A 25881-nucleotide genomic window follows, 5' to 3' on the forward strand; every position below is an offset into this window, starting at 1 on the left:
GATCGTTGTCCCCGGGACGCCGTGTCGCCCTCGGTCGTAGACTCCGGATGCGCGGGAGGCCGACCGCCACCGGCCCGCCACCGACCCCGCCACCGACCAGGAGAGGCCCGTACGCCGTGGAACCACTGAGGGACGACGACCCCCGGACCATTGGCGTGTACACGCTCGTGTGTCGACTCGGCGCCGGAGGTATGGGACAGGTCTACCTCGGAGAGTGACCGGCCGGTCAGCCGGTCGCGGTGAAGGCGATCAAACCGTCGGTCCTCGATGAGGACAGCAGGGCCCGGTTCCTGCTGGAGGTGGACAGCCTCAAGACGGTGTACGGGCCGTTCATCGCCTCCTTCGTCGCCGCCGACGCCCATGCCGAACGTCCGTGGCTGGCCGTCGAGTACGTGCCAGGAGCCGACCTGCTCGCCCATGTCGCCGAGTGTGGTGTGCTGCCGCTGATGGAGAGCCTGGAAGTCCTCGATGAGCCGCTGGAGGCCGCATCGGTGTCGCCCCCGACCCGGCGCTCCTCGTCCAGCACGGCACCGTCGTCGGGTGTCTCACGGATCCCGCGCATCGCCTGCCCCGGGTGTTGCCTGTTTGCCCGCCTGACCCCGAGACGCCGTTCCCCGCCACCCGCCGCCTGCTCACCGGGTGCCTGGATCTGATCGGGCCGACGCGCTGCTCTCGCACGCGGAGTGCGGCGCGGCCCTATCCCGGCGTTCTCCTCCCGGGACCGGGCGGCGGGCTCTCCGTCGTAGTGGTGGAACCGAGCATGGCACCCTCACCGCACTCGGGCCTCTCGGTAGGTTGCACAAACTCCGACGTCGCTGCTTGCCGCGATTGCGCAGAGACGGGTCTCGAACCGTGCTTCAGGATGTGCGATCAGACAAGGCGTGAGCCGGATGAAACATCCAGTTCACCGTGACGACATCGGGAGTCCGCTGTGCACTGGAGAAAACTGCTCGTCCCCCTGACCTCGCTCCTGCTCCTGCTGACGGCTTCCGCCGGCGCGGGAGCGGCAGCGGCGTCCACCGGTTCGCCCGCCGGTGCCGGCGCCGAGGTGGCCGCGGCCGACTACGGCGCTCCCGGCCCCTACGCCACCGCGGTGGAGGTCGGGGCGGTGACCACCCTGTACTACCCGCGTGACATCGCGACCAGCGACCGCCGTCACCCCGTGATCGTGTGGGGCAACGGCACCTTCGCCTTCCCGGTCGTCTACCGTGAGCTGTTGCTCCACTGGGCCAGTCAGGGCTTCATCGTCGCCGCCGCCAACACCCCGCAGTCCAACCTGGGCATCTCCATGCGCGCCGGGATCGACCTGCTCACCCGTCGCAACGCCGACCAGGGCAGCCCCTTCCACGACCGTGTCGACCTGGAGCACATCGGCGCGTCCGGTCACTCGCAGGGCGGCGCCGCCGCCATCGTCGTCGGCGCGGACCCGCGCATCGACACCATCCTGCCCATCCAGCCCGGTCCGCTCGCCGACATCGACGGCGTACACGTACCCGCGCTCCTCCTGGCCGGGCAGAAGGACAGCATCGTCTTCCCCTTCCTGGTCAAGTCCTTCTACAACGACGCCGACCACATACCGGCCATCTACGGGGAACTGCGCGGCGCCGATCACCTCACGGTCGTGGGTGACCCCGGCCCGTTCGCCGCGCCCACCACCGCCTGGTTCAAGGCACACCTGATGGGGGACCAGACGGCGCGTGCACAGTTCTTCGGGGCCGACTGCGGGATCTGCACCGACAGCGGCACCTGGTCCGACGTCCGGCGCAACGGCCTCGCGAACCGGTGACCCGCTCCCGGAGATCACTTCCGCCGTGACCGGCGGCCGTTCCGATCCACGCCGCCCGCCCCTGACGCTCCCGCGTCCAGGGGCGGCCGGTTCCCGTTCGCACATGGAAGGACTGCCATGGACCTCATCGCGACCACTGGGCAGGGCAAGGTCCGAGGCCGTTTCCACAACGGGATCGCCACCTTTCTCGGCATCCCCTACGCCGCCCCGCCCTTCGGCGCCCACCGCTTCCGCGCTCCCGCCCCGGTCGAGCCCTGGGAAGGGGTACGAGACGCTCTGGAGTACGGGCCGACCGCACCCAAACGCCCCTACCGCCCGCCCCTCGACCGGCTGATACCCGATCCGAGCATCCCCGGGGACGACTGTCTCAACCTCAACGTCTGGACCCCGTCCGTCGGCGAGGGCCGGCTGCCCGTCATGGTCTGGATCCACGGGGGTTCCCTGCGCAACGGCTCGGCGAGCCTGCCGCTCTACGACGGGGGCGCCTTCGCACGCGACGGGGTGGTCCTCGTCTCCGTCAACTACCGGCTCGGCGTCGAGGGGTTCGGGGTCTTTCCCGACGCGCCCGCCAACCGGGGCCTCCTCGACCAGATCGCAGCCCTGATCTGGGTCCGCGACAACATCTCCGCCTTCGGCGGAGATCCGGCGAACGTCACCGTGTGCGGGGAGTCCGCCGGCGCGATCAGCATCGCTGCCCTCATGACCAGCCCCGCCGCGGCCGGGCTGTTCCACCGGGCGATCCTGCAGAGCGGCCCGCCGCACACGGTGTCGCGCCGCGAGGGCGCGAAGACCGTACGGTCGATGGCGAAGAGACTGCGGATCCCGGCCACCGCCGAGGCGTTCGCGGCGGTGGACCGGGACCTGCTGCTGGACGCGCAGGCCGCCGTCGTCGACCGGTCCGACCCCATCGGCGGCGGCCCCGGCTTCCACATCGTGGTCGACGACGACGTGGTGCCCGCCGCCCCGCCCCTTCCCGAGGCCGACCTGCTGCTGGGCTGCAACCGGGAGGAGTACCGGCTGTGGTTCGTACCCGGCGGAACCGTGGACCGGATCAGCCGGCTCACCCTGCGGCTGGCACTGCTGAAGATCCGTGTCCCGCAACGGGTGGCACGCCTCTACCGAGCCACCCGGCCGCACGCCAAACCCGGTGAGATCCTGGGGGAGATGGCCACCGACCTGCTGCTGCGGGGGCCGCTCAACCGCCTCGCCGACTCCCGGCCCGCCCGCACCTTCGTCTACGAATTCCGCTGGCGCTCGCCCGTGATGGAACTCGGCGCGTGCCATGCGCTGGAACTCGGCTTCGTCTTCGACAACCTGCGTGCCGCCGAGGACCTGACCGGGCCCGGCGCGCCCCAGCCACTGGCCGACGCCATGCACCGGGCCTGGGTCGCCTTCGCCACTACCGGACAGCCGGGCTGGTCCGGCTGGAACGCGGACCGGCCCGTCATGGTCTTCGACCACCCCGACGCCGGCCCGGTCCTCGCACCCCGGAACGAGGAACTCGGCGCCTGGCTCTGACAGATGACAGGCCGGGCGCTCGCCGGCGCCGGCCGTGGTTCAGTGGTTCATCCGCTCTCCGCCGCTCCTGCGGGTCCCTGCGCTCCGGTGACCCCGCGCTGATCCGCGGGCCCGGCCAGGTCCCTGGCGACGAGCGCCGCCTGGATCAGCCGCGCCTGCGCGGGAACCGCGAGGTCGAGGCCCGTCAGCGCGCTGACTCGCTGCAACCGGTAGTCCAGGGTGTTGCGGTGGACGCACAGCTCCAGCGCCGTCCGGCGGCGGTTGAGCCCCCGCTCCACGAACACGCGCAGCGTCTCCAGCAGGTACGGATGCTCCTCCAGGGGGTCGAGCTTGGCCGCCAGCCGCACCAGGCCGTCCCCGGGGCGCGCGAGCTGGTGCTCCAGCAGCACGTCGTCGAGGCGGTAGCACCCGGGCGGGCGTCCCAGGCGCCGGACGAGATCCAGCACGCGGCCGGCCTCCCGCGCCGCCGAGGAGATGGCCGTCGGTACGGAGGAGCGGGCGGCGGCGGCGTGCACGGGCTGCCCCACGTCCTTCTCCAGCCGGGCCACCAGGCCCGGCACGTCGGACCTGCCCGGCAACAGGGCGATCCGAGCGACGTGGTCCATCAGCACCGGGATCCCGGTGAAGGCGTCGAGCGAGGACTGCACCAGTCTGCTCGGCGGGTCGGACCCGAACGCGAAGGCAACCACCTCGTGCTCACCCACCACGGCCACCCGCGCCACGCCCGCCAGCTCCTCGTACGGCCGTCCTGCCAGCAGGGCGCCGAGCAGGGCCCGCCGTACGCGCTTGTCCTCGCTGTGGAGGTCCTCCTGGGCGTTCTGGTGGGCGAGGACGACCGCGGGCAGCGCGGCGTGCAGGCAGGCGAGCAGCTTGGCGCCCGCCCCGGCCAGCTCGCCGGGCTCCGCGACCTCGGTCAGCGTCTGCCACCACACCTCGGCGCCGATCAGGTACGCGGCGATCACCGCCTCCAGGGGGACGCGCTCCTCGGCCCGGCGCGCCGACCACTCGATGAGCCGGGTCAGATCACCCGGCCCCATCGGACCCCCGCCGCCGTCGCGCAGTGCCCTGAGCAACAGCGCGTGCACCGCCGCGATGGACCGCGCCACCTCGCCCTGGAGGGTGGTGCGGGGCAGCGCCCCGTAGAACGGCGACTCCGCCGCGCAGCGCGCGACCACGACGGCTGTGAGGTCACCGACCCGGGCGGCCATCCGGGCGTGCAGGTCCGACATCGGCGCATCGTCACACCGCCCCGGCCGTGCCGTCAATCGGAAACCCCGGGGCCGGCGGTGCGGGCAGTGCCTCGGGCGTGTCCCCGAACCGCTCCCGGCCGCCGGCTCGTCGGCGAAAGAGGCGACATCGCGTGGCACACCCGTGGCATGCCGACGTACGTCTGACGGGTGTCATTCGGGGAGACGCTCGCGGTGTCGACCGAGCTGGTCCGTGAAGGCAAGGTCCGCTGTATCCGCCGGGTCATGATCCGGCCGCCCTGTGCAGGACGCACGCCCTGCCCGAGGTGCGAGTAGTAGTACTGGCAGGCGGCCGGTTCGACGGCGGCCAGCATGGAGCCGGGCCGGGTCACCACCTCCAGGGGATCGAACGAGCCGCCGTTGAGAGGCACTTCACCGCTGACCAGGAGCTTGTAGCCGACCCGGCTGGCGTCGATCGCCGGCCGGTCCTGACGGGTGTAGGCCGCGTACATCCCGGTGATCACCGACCAGACGGCCCGGGTCTGGGTGTCCGAGGCACCCGGGCGTGCGAACGCGGCGGCATCGGTTGTGGCACCGCGACCGGCACCGGTATCGGCGGGGCGGGAGGCGGGGTGCGGGTTCGTGGGCACGGCAGAGACTCCATGGTGGTGTCGCGGTGGTTCGAGTGGTCGGACGGACGCAGCCGCCCCGGTGTGCGGCCGTGGCGGTCGCGACGGCCGGTGCGCCGCCGAGGCCGGCCCTCGTGCCGCTCACGCGCAACGCCCAGGGGGCCGGTCCGGCGGATCCGGGGAACGGAGAGGCGGCGGTCGTGCGGCGCGGTGGCCGTGCGCGCGGCGCCAGTGAAGCCGACACCGCCCGCCACGGTCAACAGGGACCGGAGCGCCGTGCGGGGCCTCGGGGGAGCCGCGGCCCCCACGGCCGGGTCGCGGTGTCAGCGCGCGACGAGGTCGAGTACGGCGAGGCGGAGGGGGCCCTCGTGGTGGGTGAAGGGGTTGTGGACGACGGTGTCGGGGGACACGGATCCGAGGACACGGACGGCCGCCGCCGCGTCCGGCCGCGGGAGGGCATCCGCCCGGTGCAGGACCACGGCGAACAGGTACATGCGCTGCACCGGCCGCACCTGCGGGTACGCGTCGGCGATCGGGTCCCAGGAGGCCGCCAGTACGGGGCTGTCCTCACGGATGCCCATGGGATCGCGCAGGGCGGCTCGGAACGCCTCGACGGCGTCCGTGTCCCGCCGCAGCCGCCGCATCAACGGCTTGACGAACATGGGCAGATGGACGTCGGAGAGGCCCATACGGAACAGGCTGTGGGCGCGGGTCGCCAGGGCCGGCAGATCCCGCGGTCCGGCTGCGCCGAAAGCGATGGCCAACGTCTCGTCCCAGTGGCGCGGCCCGCGATGCGCGGGGTCTGTCCCGAACCACGTTTCGAGGTCCCGGAAAGCGGCTCCGGACACGCTGTCCGCCGGAAAGATCTGGGCGAAGGCGGCCAGTTCCCCGCTCGCGAGCACGTGGCCCGACCGGGTGTCGGCCATGTCCTCGGTGAGGATTTCCTTGAACACCTCGTCGGACACATTCCAGCTCTGCCGGTCCAGCATCGATTCGAGGACATGGTCCTCCTGATGGTGCGCCGGCTGTCCGAGCTTCGCCACGACCGCACGGAGGACTCCCTCGTCGCCCCTGTTCTCCTCCTTGGCCCACAGGAGGAAGCGCGCGTCCTGGCGGAGCGCGGCATCGGTGTCGGCCTCGCGGCGGAGCATCTCGGCGATGGCGGGGTACCGGGAAGCGACTGTCGCGAGCGCCGACATGACATGGCGCCGTCGCTCGGCGGCCGTTCGCCGGGTACGGCTGGACGTCCCGTTCAGCCGGTCGAAGACCCCGTCGCCGAAGTGGGCGCACAGACGGTCCCAGTTCTCGGCGACGAGGCCGACGAGGATCTGATCCACATCACCGTCGTAGAGGGCGTCCAGCTCGACGCCGGGCTCGCCCGAGTGACCGATGGTCTCCTCGATGCCGTCGATCAGCGTGAGGTCGCCGAGCATGAGCATGCCGATCCAGGCCAGTTGCCGGCGCTCTTCGAGCTCGGGGCCGTACGCGCACAGCTCGTCCGTGATCTCCGCGCGGAGCCATTCCATCCCGGACGTACGTGCGCCGGGGCCCGTTCCGTCGATGTGGGCCTGCTGGTGTAGTCCGACCGCCTGGACGAGCCCGATGAGGGAGAGGCGGCGGATCTCGGTGTCCGGTTCGTTCTTCCATTCCGTCATGACGTCGATGAGGTCGGCCGCGGCGAGTGAGCCGCGTGCGAGTTCGTAGGTCAGGACCTCACGCAGTTCCGGTCCGATGTGCTTGAGCAGGTCGAGGGTGTTGCCGAGGATCCGGCGGGAGGCGGCTTCGGTCCTGCCGCAGTAGGCCCTGAGGACGGCGGCCGGAATGGTGTCCGGAATTCCCGATGTGAGGGGTCGTGGGTCATGGATGAGCTGTTCGGTGAATTCCTGGACGGCCGGCTGCCCCGGCCAGGCACTGATGACCGCGGGGACGTGCCACATCAAGGGACGCGGTTTCACCGCCGTGCACAGCGCCGCCGGCTCGGCCGGGTCGTAGCCGGCGAGTGTCTCCCGCGCGGCCCCGGCTTCGGCACCGGTTCCCCGGGCGGCGGTCTCCAGCCGCGTCCAGGCGTGGGCCACGGCCTCGGCCACGACGACGCGCATCTCGGTCCGGGCATCCGCGTCGGGCCGGCGCAGCAGCGACACCAGGAGAGCGAAGCCCTCCTCGGGGCCGAGTACATCGATGGCCACACCGGCCATCGGGGCGGCTCGGGCGAAGTCGCCGCGAAGCCGGCCGGTGAGGACGGCGCGCACGTGCTCGTCGTCCGCGTACCGCTCGACCAGCGTGCGGGCCGCGGCGTACGGCCGGGAGGCGTCCAGACCGCGCAACAGCGTCGCGCGGGCGTCGGCGGGCGGGAGCGCGGTGGCGAGGCCGGCCACCCGGCCGGGCAGGATGTTGCGCAGCCCGGTGTCCACGTAGGGGCGGAGAGCCTGGGCGAACGCGGGGTCGTCGCGCCATCGCTGGGGGATCATGCCGACGTCGTACAGGATCAGGCCGCGCTTCCCCGGGTCCGCGAGCTGTGCGGCCACCCAGTCCTTGAAGCGGGGGTCATCGGCGAAGGCGTTGCAGGCCAGCGTCCACGCAAGGCCGCGGTCGCCGCCGTTGCGCCCGTTCGTCCGCAGGGTCTCCCACGCGAAATCGGCCGCCTGCGCGTCCCCGGCGGCGGCGATGCCGACGAGGTCCGCCGTGGGCCACGGCCCGGAGAGGTGGTCCTCCCGGCGGAGCAGGGACAGCAGCCAGTCCCGTTCCTCCGGCCGGTACAGCGCGGCATCACCCCCCGCGGTGCCTCGCTGCACCAGATGCAGGCCCACCAGCCGGAGCGCTCTGGACGGCTGACGGCGTGCCCAGTCGATCACCTGTGCGGTCTCGGGTGCGTCGGGCCAGCCGTTGCCGAGGGCGAGGACGGCGGCGGCCTGGGTCGCCGAGGACGGCCCGGTCTCCGTGAAGGCCGTCAGCCGGTCCGACGGACCGGGGCGGCCACCGAATCGGTGTGCGAAGGCCAGCGCGGCGTTGACCTTCACGCCGTCCTCCGGGTGCCGAATGCCCCAGAGCAGATACTCGGAGGCGACGTCGTCGGCGATGCCGAGATCGCGCAGCGCCCACATGGACGGTGACGGGTCGGGGCGAGGCGCCGTCAGCCATCGCTTCATGACCGGCAGCAGCTGGGGGCGCGCGGCGCGGCTCGCGAGCACGCCGGTGAGCGAGGTGATGAGGTTCGCCCGATGACGCAGCGACGGATGGGTCTCCACCCGTTCGACGAGCCGTCCGATGTAATCGGTCTGCGATGCGGGCGTGAGCGCGACACCGGCCGCGAGCGCCTCGGCGAGCAGCTCGTATCCGTCGATGTCCGCCCATCGTGGGCCGCCCACGTCAAGGGCCGCCGCGAGGAGAGGCATGGTCGCCCGGGAGCTGACCTGTGCGGTCAGCAGCGCCAGGAGCACATCGCGCCAGGCCGGATCACGCACGAACCGACGCACGGCGGCGAGCTGCTCGTCGGCGGGCAGCGTGGCGAGATACCGCCCGGCCAGGTGGTCGAGCACCACGCGATGCAGGAAGCCGCAGGAACCGGCGCCGTGCGACACGATCAGCCCGAACTCGTCCTCTGCCACGGCGAGGACCCCATCGGCGATCCTGCGGGCTTCGGCACGCTGATAGCCGAGGACTTCGTCGTCGGTCATCGACTCGACGACGAGCGCGCGCAACTCCGGCTTGGTGACGGTGCCGGCCGGATCCTTGACGCGGAGGCGGTAGGCCACGGCGGCGAACAACGTGGTCATGTCGGTCGCCGACAGCAAGGCCCCTCGCGCGTGTGAGGCGCGCTGCCGCATCTGGGGATGCTTGGCGACGAGCAGCTCGACGAGCCGGGCGTAGATCTTGAACCGCTGACGCGGCAGGGGTTCGCCGCGCCATGTCGCGGCCAGCAGTGTCAGCAGGAGCGGGGACCTGGAGAGTTCGTCGAGTTCCGGGGTGGCCTCCAGCTGGTCGAGGAACGGTCCGACGCCGGCGCTCCATGCCGGGGGGAGGGCCCCTGCGGCATCGGGCCGTCCGGCCCGGAGGATCCCGGCGGCGATCGTCCGGCGCTGCCCGTCCGACAGCGGCGTGATCTCGGCCTGCTCCCACCGGCGCCTCCAGTTGAGCCGGTCGACCGCGTACGGGCGCGTGGAAAGGACCGCTGATGCCTGGGTGCGGCCGAGGAACGCTTCGAGGGTCCCGAGGGCGCGCTCGGCCGCGCCGACATCGCTCCACTCGTCGACGCCGTCGACGAGCAGCAGCAAGCGGTCGTCCCGGAGCGCGCGCCGGACCAGCGGCCAGAGGTGGTCGGCGCTCTGCGACTTCAGCCAGGCTTCGGCGGCCGAGACGAGAGAGTTCTCGGTCGACGTTTCGAGGTGCCGGCACAGGAACCCGAACGGCAGCCAGACCGGCAGGTCGCAGGCGTGTTCCCGTTGCAGCGCGATCGACTGGGGCCGGGTCGAGAGCAGGTCCGTCGCCATGAACCGCAGGAAGCTGGACTTGCCCACGCCCGGACGGCCGACGAGCAGCCGGTACTTGCCGCCCGCCAGCCACTCGTCGGCGGCGAGGCCGCCCGGGGTCGCCGACGCGGTCCGCCCGCCGCGCTCGAGCAGCTGACGGGCCGACCTGAACGACTGCCGGCGGGTGCCCAGCCGTGAGGCGAGGTAGGTGTGGCCGTCGCCCGATTCTTCCGCGGGGCGCCGCTCCTCCACGCCCGGCTCGGGCTGCTCGGCGTCGATCAGGTCGGCCCGTCGGCTGTGGGGATCGACGTCCAGGACGACGAACTCGCCGCCGGGCTCGGTGTCTTCGGCCGGATGGACTCCGCCCTGTGCGGAGAAGACGGCCCGGTAGAGAGCGCGCAGCCCCGCGCGCAGTTCTCCGCTGTCCTGGTGGGACAGGTTGTCCGCGAGGGCCTGGGACGCGTCCGGGCCGCAGAAGCGCTCCGTCCAGGTCCGGCCGAAGAAGTCGTCGACGATACGGGGACGGTCCTTCAGCAGGCCGGAGACCTCCTGAACGCCCCACGGAACGAAGGTGATCCCGAGCACGGCCAGCCGTTCGGTCTGCTCACGGATCGCGGTGTCCAGCTTCGTGTTCTGCAGGTCGAACGAGGTGGCGAAGTGGAACATCGACGTCCTGTCGGCCCATTCGCCCTTCAGCAGGTCGTCGACGGCCTTCGTGATCCTGTCCGCGGTCATCGTCCTGACCCGCCGGGACTGCAGGACGATGTAGTCCCGGCCGCCGGACCCACCGCCCGTCAGGGCGAGCGGCAGCCGGGCGTAGGCGTCGATCCCGGCCTGGGCCTGGCCCGGAACACCGAAGAGCTTGGCGTACTGGACGGGCCGGACGGTGTGCAGCAGCCTGAGGAACAGGCGCTCGGCGTCGGACCATTCCAGCTCGCCGATGGGCAGCACCTGCGCCCTGGTGTCGATCGGCGGCGCGGGCGGCGGACCCACGGGGGCGGACCACAGAAGCGCCTCGCCACGGTCCCGGCCCCCTGCCTCGCCACGGTCCCGGCCTCCCGCTCCGTCCGTGAACGCCATCGCTGTCCCTTCGCCGCTCAGCCCTGGTTCCGCTGTTCGCGGAGGGGCTCGTGCCGGATCCCCGCCGTCCGGCACTGTCCCTCCGGGTCACCATGATCCCCGCCGGGCTGCGGGCGGGTGGCGGAGCGGCCGAAGGCGGAGACGGTTCCGCCGACGGGCGGTTGAAGGCGATGGCCCCCACCGCCCACGACGTCGGCGCGGCGACGGGTGGAAGATCTGTCGTACGGGCAGCGGTGGCGGATCGGGACGGGCGCGGTGGCCGTCGTCACCCACGACCGCCGGACGCGGTCCCGTTCCACCGGAGCCCGACTCTCCCTTCTCCCCGGACCACGGGCACATCACGGAGTCCCGGGCGGAGCACCTCGGGGAGGTGCGGCAGCCGTGCCGCCGCCGGGCGATCGCCCGGCGGCAGCACGACGACGGTCGCGGCGGGACGGCCTTCAGCCCTCCACTTGGATGGCCAGGGCCGGGCAGACGATGGCGGCGTGGCGGACGCCGTCCGCGTCGTCCGCGGAGGGCGCGGCGTCCAGAAGTACGGCGATGCCGTCCTCGTCGCGCTGGTCGAAGACGTCGGGGGCCGCCATGACGCACTGGCCCGACGAGACGCACTTGTCCTGATCGAGAGTGACTTTCACCGTGCTCCTTGGTTGAGGGGGCGAAATGTGCTGGCCGTGTCATGCACCGTACCCGGCGGGGTCACCACGTAACGGGGAGTTCGTACACGCCGTACACGGAACCGTCGTGCTTGAACGGGATGTCGTCCATCCCGGCCGCGAGGCGCAGGGTGGGGATGCGCCGGTAGAGGGTGCTGCAGACGACCTGGAGTTCCATCCGTGCCAGCGGCTGGCCCAGGCACTGGTGGACACCGAAGCCGAACGCCACGTGGTGGCGGGCGTCGCGGTGGATGTCGAGGCGGTCGGGATCGGTGAAGGCCTCCGGGTCGCGGTTGCCGATGTCGTTGGGGATCACCAGCCCGTCGCCCGCCCTGATGGTCCGTCCGGCCACGTCGATGTCCGCCAGTGCCACCCGGCGCCGTCCGCTGTGGGTGATGTGCAGATAGCGCAGCAGTTCCTCGACGGCTCCGGCGACCAGTGCCGGATCGTCCGTCTCCCGCAGCGCGGTCAGCTGCTCGGGGTGCTGGAGCAGGGCGAGCGTGCCGAGCGCGATCATGTTCGCCGTCGTCTCGTGACCGGCGATGAGCAGCAGCACCCCGGTCCGCGCCGCCTCCTGCTGGGTCAGCTCGCCCTGGTCGACGCGTCCGGCGAGACCGGAGAGCAGGTCCTCGCCGGGGTTCTTCCGCTTCCGGGACATCAGACCGTCGAGGTAGTCGGTCAGACGTCCCAGAGCGGCGCCGCGTTCCTCCGTCGTGGCATCGCGGTTGATGACCGTCCTGCTGTTGTCCTGGAAGAAGTCATGGTCCGCGTACGGGACTCCGAGCAGTTCGCAGATGACGAGGGAGGGCACCGGCAGGGCGAACGCCTCCACGAGGTCCACGGGGCCGGGGGCGGCGAGCATGCCGTCGATGAGGCCGTCCACGATCCGCTGGACGCTCGGGCGGAGGGCCTCGACCCGTTTGATGGTGAAGGGCGCGGTGACCATGCGCCGCAGGCGGGCGTGCTCGGGGTCGTCCATCAGGATGAAGCCGACGCTGTTCGTCCTGCTGTCCGAGGGGCTGGGGTAGCCGGGCCGGGTGATGTCGGCGCTGACCCGTGGGTCGGCCAGGAGCGCCCGCTGCTCGGCGTACCGGGTCACCAGCCACGGTGTACTGCCGTCCCACAGCCGGACCTTGGTGAGGGGCCCGGCCTGCTGCTGCTCCCGCAGGGCGGGCGGAGGGTCGAACGGGCATCCGGCGGCGCGGGACATCGGGAATCCGGGTATCGCGGCCTCGTGCTGTCCGGCCGGGGACAGGGTCTCTGCCATGACGTCCTTTCCGGGGGGGTTACGGGGTTACGGAGCCGGGGGCGGCGGAGGCGTACGCGTCCACGAGGAGCTGCCGTCGCAGGCGTGCCTGTTTGGGCATGTTCCAGCCGAGCACGCCGGTGACGGTGCCGTCCCGGTGGTAGAGGGCGACGAAGCGCTGTTCGGCCATGTCTCCCTCGACGACGGTGAGTTCGGCGTCGGCGGACGGTGTTCCGTAGACATGGATCCGGGTGGCGTACTGCTCGGTCCAGAAGTAGGGGACCGGACGGTAGGGCCGGCCGTCGCCCAGGACGGTGCGGGCGACCGCCATGGCCTGTTCGGTGGCGTTGGTGCGGTTCTCCAGCCGCTGGAGCGTGCCGAGCGCGTCATGGTGCCAGCGCGCCACATCACCGGCCGCGTAGATCCCGTCGGCGGCACGGCACCAGGAGTCGCACACCAGGCCGTCGTCGACGCGCAGTCCACTGCCGCTCAGCCAGGCGGTGTTGGGGGTCGCGCCGATGGCGACCACCACCACATCGGCGGGCAGGGTCTCGCCGGAGTCGAGATGGACCCCGGTGACGCGTCCCCCGGCCGCGCGCAGGCCGCGTACCGCCGAACCGGGCAGCAGCCGCACGCCGCGGTCCGTGTGGAGACGGGCCAGCCGCGCCGCCACCTCGGGGCCCAACTGGTCGGTCATGGGAGCGGACTGAGGGCCCACGAGAGTGACCTCGGCCCCCATGGAGCGGGCGGTGGCGGCGATCTCGCTCCCGAGCACCCCGTCGCCGACGACGACCAGGCGTGCCCCGGCGGCCAGTTCGCGGCGCAGGGCGAGCGCGTCGTCGAGGGTACGCAGGACATGGGCGCCCGCCAGGTCCGCCTGGCCGGGAAGCGTCCGGGGGCTCAGACCGGTGGCGACGACGACGGCGTCCGCGCGCAGGGTCCGCCCGGCTGCCGTGCGGACCGACCTGGCCCCGGCGTCCAGCGCCACGGCGGGCGAGCCGAGGACGAGTCCGGCGTCCAGCCGGGCCAGCGCCTGTGGATCGCGCAGCGTGGCGCGGGAGGGTTCCCAGTGCCCGGACAGCACGTGCTTGGACAGCGGTGGCCGGTCGTAGGGCAGGTGCGGTTCGGCTCCGAGTACGGTCAGCGCGCCCGCGTAGCCGAGGCGGCGCAGGGTCTCCGCGACGGTGAGCCCGGCGGCGGAGGCGCCGACCACCAGGATGTCGGAGGGGCCCGTCATGAGGTGTACCGGGTGACGGCCGGGGCCGGGGCGGGGAGGGGGCACGGGGCTTCCCGCGCCCGCTTCCGTAAGGGCTTCCGTACCGGCTCCGGTAACGGACCGGCCGGGCGGGCTTCCAGCGGGGCGGCGGTGCCGCCCTCGTCCAATGTCGTTTTCATAGGATCTCCTCTGCCGAGAGGTGGGCCCCGCGGTGCCGCGGGGCCCGGGCGGGCTGCCGGCTCAGGGGCCGGGCGTTACGGGGGCGAGCCAGATCGCGGTGATCGCGTCGATGAGACCGGTCGCGAACTCCCGCCAGCTGGCGCGTGCGGTGTGCGTGCCGTCGGCGAGGGCGCGTTCCCGCTCGGCGAGCATGTGCACCAGCAGGTTGCGGGCCATGTCGCCCCGCTCGATCCGTACCGGGAGCGGCAGGTCGAGACACCGGTTGAGACCGTCCAGGGTCTGCTGGATGGACGGTCCGAACGTCTCGTCGACCATCACCTCGCGCAGGACCGGATCGGTCATCAGCTGCGCGCCGAACCGGGCGTACCACGTCGGATACGGGAGCTCCGTCAGGTGCTCGGTGCTCGGGCGGACCAGGCAGGCCACCCAGTCCCGTACGTCGGTGGAGTCCCCGGTCCGTTCGAGCATGTCCCGGCGCAGGGTGTCCATCGGCTCGCTGTGCCGGCGGACGATGGCCCGCAGGAGGTCGGTCTTGGTGCCGAAGTGGTAGCCGACGGCGGCGTTGTTCCCCTGCCCGGCGGCCTCGCTGATCTGGCGGTTCGACACGGCGAACACACCGTGCTCCGCGAACAGCCGCTCAGCCACGTCCAGGATGACTTCCTTCGTTCCGTCGGCCCGTTGGGAACGGACGGTCCTGGTCATCGCGGTCTCCTTCCCGTCCCCGTTCCGCTGTGTACGAAGCCAGTGAATCAGCTTGCTAACGTAAGTCAAGCGAGTGACTTAAAACTCGCCCGGGTGCCGACTCCGTGTCGTCGGCGCGGCCCCGATACGTGAACAGCGGAGGTAGCAGTGGTGGCCAGCACTTCATCGCAAGCCGGGGAAAGCTCCGGGGACAGCCCCGACAGCCCCGGGGACAGTCCCGGGGGCAGCCCGCGGGAACCCTCGAAGGGCCTGGTGGCCGTGCTTGCCCTGGCCGGCGTCGTCGTCGCGCTGATGCAGACGATCGTGATCCCCCTGGTGCCCGAACTGCCCCGGCTCCTGCACGCGTCGGCCGCCGACACGACCTGGGCGATCACCGCCACACTGCTCGCCGGAGCCGTCGCCACACCTGTCATGGGGCGGCTCGGCGACATGTACGGCAAGCGGCGCATGCTGCTCGTCAGCCTGGGCCTGCTGGTGGCCGGTTCGGTCGTCGGCGCGCTCAGCGACACGCTCGTCCCGATGGTCGTCGGGCGGACCCTCCAGGGCCTGGCCGCCGGGGTCATCCCGCTGGGCATCAGCATCATGCGTGACGAACTGCCCGCCCACCGGCTCGGCTCCGCGACCGCGCTGATGAGCGCCTCGCTGGGCATCGGCGGCGCGCTGGGACTGCCCGCCGCGGCCTTCCTGGCCCAGCACATCGACTGGCACGTGCTGTTCTGGGGGGCGGCGGGCTTCGGTGTGCTCGCCGCCGTACTCGTACTGACGCTGATACCGGAGTCGCCGGTCCGCTCCGGCGGCCGCTTCGACGTGGTGGGCGCCGTCGGGCTGTCGGCCGCCCTCGTGTCCCTGCTCCTGGCGATCTCCAAGGGCGGTACGTGGGGATGGGGCAGCGCGCTCACGGTCGGCCTGTTCTGCGCGGCCGTCGTGATCCTGCTGCTGTGGGTCCGGTGGGAGCGGCGCGTGTCCCGGCCGCTGGTCGACCTGCGTACCGTCACCCGGCGCCAGGTGCTCCTCACGAACGTCGCCTCGGCGGTGTTCGGCTTCGCGATGTTCGCGATGTCACTCGTGCTGCCCCAGGTGCTTCAGCTGCCGGAGGCCACCGGCTACGGCCTCGGTACGTCGATGGTCACCGTGGGCCTGGTGCTCGGCCCCTCCGGCCTGATCATGATGGTGATGGCGCCGGTCTCCGCGCACATCACCCGTACCAGGGGCCCGAAGGTGACGCTGATGGCCGGAGCCGTGGTGGTCGCCGCCGGATACGGCCTGAGCATCGGCCTGATGTCGGCGATCTGGCAGCTCGTGCTCGTCTCCACCGTGATCGGGGCCGGGATCGGGCTCGCGTACGGGGCGATGCCCGCCCTCATCATGGGCGCCGTGCCCGTGTCCGAGACGGCCGCGGCCAACAGCTTCAACACCCTCATGCGGGCCATCGGCACGACGATGGCCAGCGCCGTGGCGGGTGTGGTCCTCGCCCAGATGACCACCGCGCTCGGCCCGGTGTCCGTGCCGTCGGAGAACGGCTTCCGCACCGTCATGACCATCGGTGCCGGAGCGGCCCTCGTCGCCCTCGTCTTCGCCGCCTTCATCCCCGGCGGGCGCCCCGCCCGTCCGTCCGCGGACCTGCCCGCCGCCGCGGGGACCGGTGCGGCGGGGACCGGTTCCGCGGCGGCACCCGTGAAGGGCTGACGCGAAGCGCCGCCGCACACGGGCTGACGGCGGGCGGGTGCTGCCCCGCCGTCAGGCCGGCCGGGCGCTGCCCCGCCGTCAGCCCGCGTGGGGCAGGCCGGCCGTATCCCCTCGTACGGCGCTGTGGATCCGGTGTCAGAAGTGCGTCAGGAACGGCACCGCGGCCGTATGGAAGCCGCCAGAAGGGCTCGTCGCGGGGCCGTGGCGTTCCCACGCTGTCCTTCAGTCAGTCCGACGGAGGAACGAGCGAAAAATGTCCATCGACATGGGAAAACCGAGCGCGCCGGGGCACGGTCCGGGCCAGGAGCAGCCTCCTGATACCGGTGCGGCCGTGCCTCCGGAAGCCGGAGACAGACACCGGCTGACCTCTCTCCAGGGCCTGTCCGCACTGTCGCTCGACGCGATGGCGTCCGTGGCGTACGGCCCGGAGTCGATCGTGCTCGTCCTGGCCGCCGCCGGGGCCTACGGACTGGGCTTCACGCTCCCCGTCACGCTCGCCATCGCCGTACTGCTCGCCGTGCTGGTCGCCTCGTACCGGCAGGTCATCGCCGCCTTCCCGGACGGCGGCGGCTCGTACGCGGTGGCCAGGAAGCATCTCGGCCGGCGCACCGGCCTGGTCGCGGCCGCCTCGCTGATCCTGGACTACGTGCTCAATGTCGCCGTGTCGGTCACGGCGGGCGTCGCGGCGCTGACCTCGGCGTTCCCCGGACTGTACGGGCAACGGGTGTGGATCTGCCTGGCCGTCCTGGTCCTCGTCACGGCGGTGAACCTGCGGGGCGTCGTCGACTCGGCCAAGGCGTTCCTCGTCCCCACCGCGCTCTTCGTCGGCTCGATCCTCTCGATGATCGTGGTCGGGCTCTTCCGGGACGGACCGGTCAGCACGGCCTCCGCCGACGGCCACGCCTCCGCGCTCGGTGAGGGCGCCACCACCGTCGGCGCGCTGCTGCTCCTCAAGGCCTTCGCGGCCGGCTGCTCGGCACTGACCGGAGTCGAGGCGGTGGCCAACGCCGTACCGTCCTTCCGCGCCCCGGCCGCCCGCCGCGCCCAGCGCACGGAGGTGGCGCTCGGCGCGCTCCTCGGGGTGATGCTGATCGGGCTCTCGGTCCTCATCGGGCGCTTCCACCTCCAGCCGGTCGAGGGCGTGACCGTACTGGCCCAGCTCGCGGACGCGTCCTTCGGACACTCCCTCGCCTTCTACGTGGTCCAGTTCGCCACCATGGTGCTGCTGGCGCTGGCCGCGAACACCTCCTTCGGCGGACTGCCCGTCCTGATGAGCCTGCTGGCCCGGGACAACTATCTGCCGCACGTCTTCGCCCTCAAGGCCGACCGCCAGGTGCACCGCCACGGTGTCCTCGCCCTGGCGGCCGTCTCCGCCGTGCTGCTGGCCGTCTCCGGCGGCGACACCAACACCCTCGTACCGCTCTTCGCGATCGGTGTGTTCGTCGGCTTCACGATCTGCCAGGCCGGGATGGTCCGGCACTGGTACACGGAACGTCCCGGGGGATGGCGGGCCAGGGCCGCGCTCAACGGCCTGGGCGCACTGCTCACCGGCATCTCGGCGGTCGTCGTCACCGCGACCAAGTTCACCGAGGGCGCCTGGCTGATCGCCCTCGCGCTGCCGCTGCTGGTGCTCGGCTTCGAGAAGATCCACCGTAGCTACGCCCGCATCGGCGCCCGCCTGGAACTGGGCCGCATCCCGCAACCGCCGCGGCGGGAGCGCTCGTTGGTCGTCGTGCCCGTCTCCGGGCTGTCGAAGCTGACCTGCCGTGCCCTGACCGCCGCCCGCTCCCTCGGCGAGGAGGTGCGCGCGGTCACCGTCACCCACCCGGCCCCCGAGGACCGGAAGGCGGCCGAAGCGCTGCGCCGCGACTGGGAGCTGTGGAACCCGGGCGTCGGACTCATCGAGATCCCCTCCCCGGCCCGCTCCCTGGGGCGCCCGGTCTCCGCCTATGTGGCCGGGCTCGCCCGGTCGCACCCCGGCGTCCAGGTGACCGTCCTCATTCCCGAGACCGAACCGGCCCGGCTCTGGGAGCGGCTGCTGCAGAATCAGCGCGGCGCCGTCGTCGCCCGTGCCGTACGCCGCGACACCGACGCCGTGATCTGCCGGCTCCGGTTCCGGGTCACCCCCGGGTCCGGTTCCGCGCCCGGAGCACCCTGACGCGCGGTCGCGGTGGCCCCGCGCCGGTGTCGGGGCGGCCGGCGCGGGCGTCAGAGGCGCACGCCCCACATGAACGGCATACCGCTCCGCGCCATCGATTCGTAGCGGACCTTGGCGCCCGGCTTGGGCGCGTGAAGGATCTGGCCGTTGCCGGCGTAGAAACCGACATGGCTCAGGTCGGTGCGCATGATGACGAGGTCGCCGGGTTTGAGGGCGCTGAGCGAGTTGACGCGGGTGCCGACCCGGGCCTGTGCCTGCGAGGTGCGGGGGATGGAGACACCGGCCTGTCTGAAGGCCCATGAGGTCAGGCCCGAACAGTCGAAGGAGCCCGGACCCGACGCGCCCCACACGTACGGCATGCCGACGCGGCTCTGCGCGGCGGAGAAGGCGGAGGCGGTGCGTCCGGAGGCGCTGGCCTCATTGCCCAGATCCGTACGGGCGCTGTCGCGGTCGGCGCGCGCCTCCTCGGCGGCGGCCTTGGCCCTCTCCTCGGCGCTGAGGGTGTTCAGGAGCCGCCGCGCCTCGGCGAGCTTGCCCTGGATCTTCTTCTTCTCGCGCCCCATCTCGGCGCGTACGTCCTGGAGGTCACCGAGTCTGGCCGAGGCCTGGGCACGCTGCTGGTGCAGGGCGCGCTGCCGGCTCTCGAACGTGCGCAGGACGCTGAGCTGACGGTCGCTGAGCCGGTCCATGAGGGAGGCCTGGTCCAGGAAGCCGTCCGGGTCGGACGAGAGCATCAGCTGTACGGAGGGGTCGATGCCGCCGCTGCGGTACTGGGCGTTGGCCATCGCGCCGACGCCCTCGCGCAGGGTGTTGAGGTCCTCCTGCTTGCGGGCCGCGGTGTCCTGAAGGTCGGAGACCGACTTCTGGAGGGTGTCGGCCTCCTCCTTCGCGCCGTTGTACTTCTCCGTCGCCTGCGTGGCCTCCTCGTAGAGGCGGTCGATCTGCGCCTGGACCCCCTTCTTGTTCGGGTCGGGGGCGGGGTCGGCCGAGGCGGTCTGCGCCGAGAGCGCGACGGCAGCGGCGGCGGTGGCCGTCAGTGCGCTGGTGTACGCCCGGTGGGGCGGCTTGGGCCTGCGGTGGGACGCCACGATGGGGCCAACTCCTTCTTCCTCGGCTGCCTCCCTGCCGGAGCGGGGGCGCCGGGGTGCCGTGTCCGGATGCTCCGCAGGGCCACGAAAATACTAAGCGGATTAGCACTTGGTTTCCAAGTGTGGCCCCGTCGTTCCCTGTGCACCATCCGAGATGCTGCTAATCCACTTGGCTGTCCATCGCGAGCAGGTCCGGTGTGCTGCATCCTCCGGCCGTGGCTGTGGTGACGACTACGATGAACGGATACCGATCCCGGAGGGTGTGTTCTCCGGGCGTGAGGGGAGCGGCCGTGCGACAGCTGGGTGAGCTGGAGGCGGAGATCATGCACCGCCTGTGGGCCTGGGGGCGCCCGGCGACCGCCCGCGACGTCCTGACCGACCTCAACAAGAAGCGCCCCATCGCCTACAGCACGGTCAAGACCGTCGCCGACATCCTGCACGGCAAGGGCATGCTGCGGCGCGAGAAGGAGGGGCGTGCCTGGGTCTACGAGCCCACCTGCACGCGCCAGCAGTACACCGCGACCCTCATGCAGCAGGCCCTGGGCAGCAATCCCGACCCCGCGGGCGCGCTGCTGAGCTTTGTGGAGCAGATGTCGCCGGACGAGGCCGACGCGCTGCGCGCCGCCCTGCGTACGGCCAAGAGGCGGACGGACGGATGAGCGCGGCCGTGGTGCTGGCCGGGTACGCCCTCCTGGCCGGCGTCGTGGTGCCGGCCGTGCTGTCGCGGGCGCGGTGGCCCCATCGGGCTCCGGCGGTGGCGGTCCTGGCCTGGCAGGGGCTGATGGTGACCTTCGTCGTCTCCACCGCCCTGGCGGTCTATCACCTGGTCGTCTCCGAGCATCATGTGCACGAGGGCTTTCTCGGGCTCCTGAGTGCCTGTGGGCTCGCCCCGGGCGCCCTGGCGGGCGGCTCGTGGACCTCCGGCGGCGACGCACTCCTGCTGGCCCCGGCGGCGGTCGTCCTGCTCCCCTCGGCCTGGCTCGTCCGCACGGCGCTGCGGACCCGGCGCGCCCGGCGCCGCCACCTCGATCTGCTCACCCTGGTCGGCAGCCCGGCTCCCGAGTACGGTGCCACCGTCGTGGAGCACGGTGTGCCGGCCGTCTACTGCCTTCCCGGGCGCTCCTGCCGGGTGGTCGTCACACGGGGCGCCCTGGACGTGCTCTCGGAGGAGCAGTTGCGCGCCGTGCTGGAACACGAGCGCGGTCACCTCGTGGGCCGCCATCACCTTCTGCGGATGGAGACGGAGGCGTTCGCCCGCGCCTTCCCCGGCCTTCCGCTCGCCCGCCACGCCAGGGAACAGACGGCGCTCCTGCTGGAGATGGCCGCCGACGACCTCGCCCTGCGCTCCCACCCGCGCGAGGTGCTGGCCGCCGCGATGTGCGAGGTCGCGGGGGGCCAGGCCCCCCGGGCGGCGCTGGGCGCGGCGGGCCCGGACGGCGCGGGCGCGCTGATCCGGCTGCGGCGGGTGCTCGTTCCACAGCCGGAACCGCATCGCGCGACCTGGCTGGGGATCGTGGCGGCCTCGGTCCTCGCCCCGCTGCTGCCGCTGTTCCTCGCCTGCGGACCCGTCGCCTGACCCCGTGCGGCTGACCCGTCGCCTGACCTCGTGCGCGGATCCGCCCGTGACGCGGATCCGCCCGCACGTGGCTGATGGCGGCGCGGCGGTCACCGTACCGATGGGCGCGGGTGTGCCGCCCAGTGTTCGTCGGCGGTGATGCCGAGCAGCACGACATCGTGGTGGGCGCCCGCGAAGAACTCGTGCTGGCGAAGCCGCCCTTCCTCGACGAAGCCCAGCGCGCGGTAGAGGGCGAGTGAGGCCTCGTTGAAGGCGTAGACCTCCACCTCGCACTTGTTGTAGCGCTGTTCGGCGAACATGTAGGTGAGCAGGAGTACGGTCGCCTCGGCCGCGTACCCCCTGCGGCGGTGCTCGCGGCCGATCTCGATACCCGTTCTGAACCGTCCCGCGCGGCGGTCGCTCTCCCCGACGGTTATGGCCCCGGCGAACACGTGGTCGCCCAGTGTCTCGACCACCAGACGGAACGACTCGCCACCCGGCGGGCGTCCGGCCCTCTCGGCGGTCCAGGAACGGAAGCTCTCGTCCGAGCGCGGAGGCTCGACCAGGTCGGCGCCGCGGGCGTCGAGGGTGTTCCGGTCCAGGTCGCGAAAACCTTCCCAGTCCTCGGGCTCGACACCTCGCAGGCGTATCCGCTCCCCGGTCCACATGTCCGTCATCGCCCCCACCTCTTCGCTCCTGGTCGCGGCCGGCGACCGCCGACGGCTTCCGTCCGCGTCGGGTCCGGGGCACCGGACCGTCCGCGACGTCCCGTCCGGCCCCGCCCTCCGGGCGGCCGACGATACCCGCGATGTCCGGGGGGTGAGGAGGAGGGGGGCGGTGCGGGAGCGCCCGTAGGTTTAGCTTAGGCTTGCCTAACTCTCATAGATCCGTCAATCACGAGGAACACCCATGCTCGGCTTCACCCGCGTGCGTCGTCACACACTTGCCGCTTCGGCCACCGCCGCCGCTCTCGCCCTCGTCCTGGGCGGCTGCTCCTCGGACGGCGACAGTGACAAGGACGCGGCCAAGGCCTCGGCGAAGAACGGGGAAGCCTTCCCGGTCTCGATCAAGAGCTCCCTCGGCACCGCGAAGATCGAGGAGAAGCCCGAGCGCATCGTCACGCTCGGCCAGGGCTCCGCGGAGACCGCCATCGCGCTCGGCCACACCCCGGTGGGCATCGAGAGCTACGAGTGGGGCAGCGACAAGTCCGGCTACCTGCCGTGGATCAACGAGGCCGTGAAGAAGTCCGGCGACAAGCCGCCCAAGCAGTTCACCGGCGGTGAGGACATCGACTTCGAGGCCATCACCGAGCTGGAGCCCGACGTGATCCTCGCCCCGTGGTCGGGCGTCACGCAGAAGCAGTACGACATCCTCAAGGACATCGCGCCGACCGTCGCCTACCCCGACAAGGCGTGGAGCACCGACTGGGACGAGCAGATCGACATCATCGGCAAGGCGCTCGGCCGGACCAAGGACGCCGAGGGTCTGAAGACGACGATCGAGAAGCAGCTCGCCGACGCCGCGGCCACCCGGCCGAACTACAAGGACGTCACGTTCTCGTACATCTACACCTCCGGCCCCGGCACCCTCGGTGTCTTCAAGCCCGAGGAGCAGCGCGTCAAGATGGTCTCCTCGCTCGGCCTGACCGTCGACCCCGTCGTGAACGGCTTCAAGGAGACCGAGGGCACCGACTCGGCGCTCATCGGCCTGGAGAACGCCGAGAAGCTCAAGGACAGCGACGTCGTCTTCACGTTCTACATGGACGAGAAGACCCGCAAGGAGACCGAGGCACAGCCGCTGTACGCCGCGATCCCCGCGGTCAAGAAGGGTGCCGTCGTCGCGAGCGACGACAACTCCTTCGTCACGGCCTCCTCGATCATCAACCCGCTGACCGTCCCGTGGACGATCGAGCGCTACCTGCCGATCATCGACAAGGCCGTCGCCGCCGCCGGCAAGTAAGGCACCGAGGCACCTCTCACCCCATGGCAACCACCACGGCCGCACCCCCGGGCGGCGCCGGTACCACGCGTACCGGCGCCGCCCGGCCGGCGTTGCTCCTGCTCCTGGGGCTCGCCGCCCTGGCACTCGCCCTCTGCGCGAGCGTCATGTTCGGCAGCCGCAGCACCTCGTTCGGCGAGGTGATCGATGTGCTCACCGGCACCGCCGATCCCCACATCACCACCATCATCGAGAGCCGCTACCCCAGAACCGCGCTCGGTGTCCTGGCCGGACTCTGTCTCGCCGTCGCGGGCACCCTCATGCAGGGCGTCTCCCGCAACCCGCTCGCCGAACCCGGCCTTCTCGGCATCAACGCGGGCGCGTCCGCGAGCATCGTCGCCGCGACGGCCTGGTTCGGCGCGTCCGGCTCCACCGACACCATGTGGTGGGCCCTGCCCGGGGCGCTGATCGCCGGAGTGCTGGTCCATGTCATCGGCACGGCCGGCTCCGGTACGAGCGTGGTGCGGCTGGTGCTGGCCGGGGCGGTGCTCTCCGCGGTGCTGATGGCCTTCATCCAGGCCGTGACCCTCAGCAAGCCGGAGGTGTTCGACAGCTACCGCTACTGGGTCGTCGGGGCGCTCGGCGGCCGCGACTTCGACGTCTTCTGGTCCGTGTTGCCGTTCGCCGCCGTCGGCTTCCTCCTCGCCCTGGTGCTCGGCCCCGGCCTCAATACCCTCGCGCTCGGCGACGCCACCGCGGTCTCGCTCGGCTCGCACCCGGGCCGGATCCGCGGCGGCGGTCTGTTCGCCGCCACACTGCTGAGCGCCGCCGCGACCGCGGCCGTCGGCCCGATCGCCTTCGTCGGCCTCGCGGTCCCGCATGTCGTACGGGCCCTGGTCGGCGTCGACTTCCGGCTCCAGATCCTGTTCTCCGCGCTCCTGGGCCCCACCCTGCTGCTCCTGGCCGATGTGGTGGGCCGGGTCGTCATGCGGCCCACCGAACTGATGGTCGGCGTCGTGACCGCCTTCATCGGCGCGCCCGCACTGCTCATCGCCGTACGCAGGATGAGGGGCACCACATGACCACCGCCACCGGCGGGGGGACCACGCCCCCGCGCACCACCGCGCGCACCACCCCGCCCAAGGGTTTCCTCAGAGCCGGTCCCCGGGTGGCGATCCCGGTGCGACGGGTCTCCGTCGTCGCGGCGATCGTGCTGCTGGTACTCATCGTCGTGGCCGCCGTCGCGACCCTGTCCATGGGACGTCTGGGCGTCGACCTGGCCGATCTGCCCGCCGCGCTGACCGGGGACGCGGAGGGCAAGAACCGGTTCGTCATGAACCGGCTGCGCGGCCCCCGGCTGACGGTCGCCCTCGGCACGGGCGCGGCGCTCGGCCTCTCCGGCGCGCTGTTCCAGTCCGTCACCCGGAATCCCCTGGGCAGCCCCGATGTGATCGGCCTGGCGGCCGGCGCCGGGGCGGGCGCCGCCATCTCCGCGCTGATGTTCCCCGACACGGTCCCGGTGGCCGTCGGTGCCCTCGTCGGAGCGGTTCTCGCGATGGCCCTGGTGTACGTGTCCACCGGCACCGGCTTCCGCAATCCGGCACGGCTCGTCGTCGCCGGCATCGGGGTGGCGGCCATCGGCGCCGCCATCACCCAGTACGTCGTGTACGCGATGGAGCGGGACAAGGCCTCCGTCCTCACCGCCTATGTCAACGGGAGCCTGGCCGCCCGCTCCTGGAGCGACGCGACCACCATCTGGCTGGTGCTGCTCGTGGTGGCCCCGCTGACGGCCCTGATCGCCCGGCGGCTGGACATCGGGGAGATGGGCGACGACATCGCCGAAGGACTCGGTTCCGAGCCGAAGCGGACGAAGAGCGCCGCCGTCGTGCTCGCGATCGTCCTCTCCGCGGCGGCCGTCAGTGTGGCCGGACCCGTCGCCTTCATCGCCCTGACGGCGCCCCAGATCGCCAAGCGCATCACCCGGGTCTCCGGACCCCACCTGCTGCTGTCCGCCCTGACCGGCTCGCTGCTGCTCGTGGCGGCCGACCTCTGCGCCCAGCAGCTCCCGCTGTTCGACGATCTGCCGGTCGGCATCTACACAATGGCCATCGGCGGCACCTACCTCGGATATCTGCTGGTCCGTGAATGGCGCAGGGGAGTGCTGTAGTACCGAGGTCCGGCCGGGACGACTGGTCTCGTACAGGTTCGTCGGCCATACTGCGCGCCGTGGAGCAGAGCATAGATTCGAACAAGAAACCCGAGTTCGCCGCGGGGACCGACCCGGCGTACATCCCCGGCCTGACGGCCCCTTCAGCGGTCCGGACGGAGGAGAAGGAGCCGACGGCCGACGACGTGACGGACGGCGTCCCGGAGGCCGCGGAGGCCGCCGTCGAGGCCGCTCCCGCGACCGCCGCCGAGCCGGAGGCCGGGCCCGGAGCCGGGGCCGGACCCGAGGGGGCGGCCGATGAGGAGGCGGCGTCCGACGGGAGCGCGGATGAGGGAGCCGTCTTCGAGGTCAGCGACCGCCGGGGCTCGATCCGGGTGGACCGCCTGGGCGTCCGGTTCCGGCTGGACGACCAGGAGGCGGAGTTCCTGTGGGAGGAGATCGGCGCGGTCGAGGTCAGGACCGCCCGTACCGGCCGCAGGCTCACCGTCACCGTGCATCTGTCGACCCGCCGTTGGTTCAACGGCGAGGTCGAGGCGGAGAGCAGGGCCCGGCTCAAGGAGTGGCCGGGCGAGCTCGACGCGGTTCTGGACGCCTACTTCGAAGAATCCTGAGTCCGGCCGACGGCT

At 72.0% G+C, this 25881-nt stretch carries 20 protein-coding genes; 11 read left to right on the top strand and 9 right to left on the bottom strand.

The features are described 5' to 3' along the window. Positions 1–239: 239 nt before the first annotated feature. The 3 genes from OHA98_RS11055 to OHA98_RS11065 all read left to right on the top strand — a co-directional run bounded on the left by OHA98_RS11055 (position 240) and on the right by OHA98_RS11065 (position 3304). On the top strand, positions 240–653 hold the full coding sequence (locus OHA98_RS11055; protein ID WP_266924729.1) for a hypothetical protein: 414 nt from the start codon (positions 240–242) through the stop codon (positions 651–653). A gap of 278 nt (positions 654–931) precedes the next feature. Further along, positions 932–1786, top strand: coding sequence for an acetylxylan esterase (locus OHA98_RS11060; RefSeq protein ID WP_266924730.1), 855 nt, complete (start codon positions 932–934; stop codon positions 1784–1786). A 117-nt stretch (positions 1787–1903) separates the two neighbouring features. Further along, positions 1904–3304 carry a carboxylesterase/lipase family protein gene (locus tag OHA98_RS11065; RefSeq protein WP_266924731.1) on the top strand — a complete coding sequence of 467 codons (1401 nt, stop codon included), beginning with the start codon at positions 1904–1906 and terminating at the stop codon, positions 3302–3304. 47 nt (positions 3305–3351) lie between these two features. Here the strand turns inward: OHA98_RS11065 and OHA98_RS11070 are convergent, their stop codons facing one another. From OHA98_RS11070 to OHA98_RS11100, 7 genes are all read right to left on the bottom strand, one after another. Continuing rightward, positions 3352–4533 carry a CdaR family transcriptional regulator gene (locus OHA98_RS11070; RefSeq protein WP_266924732.1) on the bottom strand — a complete coding sequence of 394 codons (1182 nt, stop codon included), beginning with the start codon at positions 4531–4533 and terminating at the stop codon, positions 3352–3354. A gap of 32 nt (positions 4534–4565) precedes the next feature. Continuing rightward, a complete protein-coding gene (locus OHA98_RS11075) occupies positions 4566–5141 on the bottom strand; it encodes a hydantoinase B/oxoprolinase family protein (RefSeq protein ID WP_266924733.1) in 576 nt (191 codons plus the stop codon). A 302-nt stretch (positions 5142–5443) separates the two neighbouring features. After that, entirely contained in the window at positions 5444–10666 is a 5223-nt protein-coding gene (locus OHA98_RS11080; RefSeq protein WP_266924735.1) for an NACHT domain-containing protein, read from the bottom strand. Positions 10667–11106: 440 nt separating this feature from the next. Then, entirely contained in the window at positions 11107–11301 is a 195-nt protein-coding gene (locus OHA98_RS11085) for a ferredoxin (protein ID WP_266924737.1), read from the bottom strand. A 61-nt stretch (positions 11302–11362) separates the two neighbouring features. After that, on the bottom strand, positions 11363–12586 hold the full coding sequence (locus OHA98_RS11090; RefSeq protein ID WP_266924739.1) for a cytochrome P450: 1224 nt from the start codon (positions 12584–12586) through the stop codon (positions 11363–11365). 19 nt (positions 12587–12605) lie between these two features. Then, complete coding sequence (locus OHA98_RS11095) at positions 12606–13802, bottom strand: NAD(P)/FAD-dependent oxidoreductase (RefSeq protein WP_266924741.1); 1197 nt, start codon at positions 13800–13802, stop codon at positions 12606–12608. Positions 13803–14021: 219 nt separating this feature from the next. Continuing rightward, positions 14022–14663 (bottom strand): TetR/AcrR family transcriptional regulator, encoded by a 642-nt coding sequence (locus tag OHA98_RS11100; RefSeq protein WP_266924743.1) that lies wholly within the window; start codon positions 14661–14663, stop codon positions 14022–14024. A gap of 249 nt (positions 14664–14912) precedes the next feature. Here OHA98_RS11100 and OHA98_RS11105 point away from each other — a divergent pair, with 249 nt between their 5' ends. Continuing rightward, positions 14913–16349, top strand: coding sequence for an MFS transporter (locus OHA98_RS11105; RefSeq protein WP_266927853.1), 1437 nt, complete (start codon positions 14913–14915; stop codon positions 16347–16349). Positions 16350–16602: 253 nt separating this feature from the next. Next, entirely contained in the window at positions 16603–18507 is a 1905-nt protein-coding gene (locus OHA98_RS11110; protein ID WP_266924745.1) for an APC family permease, read from the top strand. Between the two features lie 50 nt (positions 18508–18557). On the opposite strand, the gene OHA98_RS11115 is transcribed toward OHA98_RS11110, so the two are convergent. Then, entirely contained in the window at positions 18558–19595 is a 1038-nt protein-coding gene (locus OHA98_RS11115) for an NlpC/P60 family protein (protein WP_266924747.1), read from the bottom strand. A 290-nt stretch (positions 19596–19885) separates the two neighbouring features. Between OHA98_RS11115 and OHA98_RS11120 the strand changes: the two genes are divergently transcribed. Then, entirely contained in the window at positions 19886–20254 is a 369-nt protein-coding gene (locus OHA98_RS11120; protein WP_266924749.1) for a BlaI/MecI/CopY family transcriptional regulator, read from the top strand. Next, positions 20251–21171: a M56 family metallopeptidase gene (locus OHA98_RS11125; protein WP_266924751.1), complete on the top strand. Its 921-nt coding sequence runs from the start codon at positions 20251–20253 to the stop codon at positions 21169–21171. The genes OHA98_RS11120 and OHA98_RS11125 overlap by 4 nt, the downstream gene beginning before the upstream one ends. 89 nt (positions 21172–21260) lie before the next feature. Here OHA98_RS11125 and OHA98_RS11130 read toward each other — a convergent pair whose 3' ends face one another. Continuing rightward, positions 21261–21827: a GNAT family N-acetyltransferase gene (locus tag OHA98_RS11130; protein ID WP_266924753.1), complete on the bottom strand. Its 567-nt coding sequence runs from the start codon at positions 21825–21827 to the stop codon at positions 21261–21263. Between the two features lie 232 nt (positions 21828–22059). Here OHA98_RS11130 and OHA98_RS11135 point away from each other — a divergent pair, with 232 nt between their 5' ends. Genes OHA98_RS11135 through OHA98_RS11150 form a run of 4 tightly spaced genes read left to right on the top strand, consistent with a single transcriptional unit; the run spans position 22060 to position 25866 of the window. Beyond that, entirely contained in the window at positions 22060–23109 is a 1050-nt protein-coding gene (locus tag OHA98_RS11135; RefSeq protein WP_266924755.1) for an iron-siderophore ABC transporter substrate-binding protein, read from the top strand. 23 nt (positions 23110–23132) lie between these two features. Beyond that, the gene (locus tag OHA98_RS11140; protein WP_266924757.1) at positions 23133–24170 is read left to right on the top strand and encodes an iron ABC transporter permease; all 1038 of its coding nucleotides are present in this window, start codon (positions 23133–23135) and stop codon (positions 24168–24170) included. Further along, positions 24167–25255: an iron chelate uptake ABC transporter family permease subunit gene (locus OHA98_RS11145; protein WP_266924759.1), complete on the top strand. Its 1089-nt coding sequence runs from the start codon at positions 24167–24169 to the stop codon at positions 25253–25255. The genes OHA98_RS11140 and OHA98_RS11145 overlap by 4 nt, the downstream gene beginning before the upstream one ends. Positions 25256–25314: 59 nt before the next feature. Then, positions 25315–25866, top strand: coding sequence for a hypothetical protein (locus OHA98_RS11150; RefSeq protein ID WP_266924761.1), 552 nt, complete (start codon positions 25315–25317; stop codon positions 25864–25866). Positions 25867–25881 lie beyond the last annotated feature (15 nt).

This window comes from Streptomyces sp. NBC_00654 (genome assembly GCF_026341775.1).
Taxonomy (GTDB): Bacteria; Actinomycetota; Actinomycetes; order Streptomycetales; family Streptomycetaceae; genus Streptomyces.

What these genes read in the sequence shown, in the direction of transcription:
- OHA98_RS11145 (WP_266924759.1), top strand. Translation starts at nt 24,167, where the DNA reads ATGACCACCGCCACCGGCGGGGGGACCACGCCCCCGCGCACCACCGCG.
- OHA98_RS11125 (WP_266924751.1), top strand. Translation starts at nt 20,251, where the DNA reads ATGAGCGCGGCCGTGGTGCTGGCCGGGTACGCCCTCCTGGCCGGCGTC.
- OHA98_RS11100 (WP_266924743.1), bottom strand. Translation starts at nt 14,663, where the DNA reads ATGACCAGGACCGTCCGTTCCCAACGGGCCGACGGAACGAAGGAAGTC.
- OHA98_RS11070 (WP_266924732.1), bottom strand. Translation starts at nt 4,533, where the DNA reads ATGTCGGACCTGCACGCCCGGATGGCCGCCCGGGTCGGTGACCTCACA.
- OHA98_RS11140 (WP_266924757.1), top strand. Translation starts at nt 23,133, where the DNA reads ATGGCAACCACCACGGCCGCACCCCCGGGCGGCGCCGGTACCACGCGT.
- OHA98_RS11095 (WP_266924741.1), bottom strand. Translation starts at nt 13,802, where the DNA reads ATGACGGGCCCCTCCGACATCCTGGTGGTCGGCGCCTCCGCCGCCGGG.
- OHA98_RS11135 (WP_266924755.1), top strand. Translation starts at nt 22,060, where the DNA reads ATGCTCGGCTTCACCCGCGTGCGTCGTCACACACTTGCCGCTTCGGCC.
- OHA98_RS11065 (WP_266924731.1), top strand. Translation starts at nt 1,904, where the DNA reads ATGGACCTCATCGCGACCACTGGGCAGGGCAAGGTCCGAGGCCGTTTC.
- OHA98_RS11090 (WP_266924739.1), bottom strand. Translation starts at nt 12,586, where the DNA reads ATGGCAGAGACCCTGTCCCCGGCCGGACAGCACGAGGCCGCGATACCC.
- OHA98_RS11080 (WP_266924735.1), bottom strand. Translation starts at nt 10,666, where the DNA reads ATGGCGTTCACGGACGGAGCGGGAGGCCGGGACCGTGGCGAGGCAGGG.
- OHA98_RS11110 (WP_266924745.1), top strand. Translation starts at nt 16,603, where the DNA reads ATGTCCATCGACATGGGAAAACCGAGCGCGCCGGGGCACGGTCCGGGC.
- OHA98_RS11130 (WP_266924753.1), bottom strand. Translation starts at nt 21,827, where the DNA reads ATGACGGACATGTGGACCGGGGAGCGGATACGCCTGCGAGGTGTCGAG.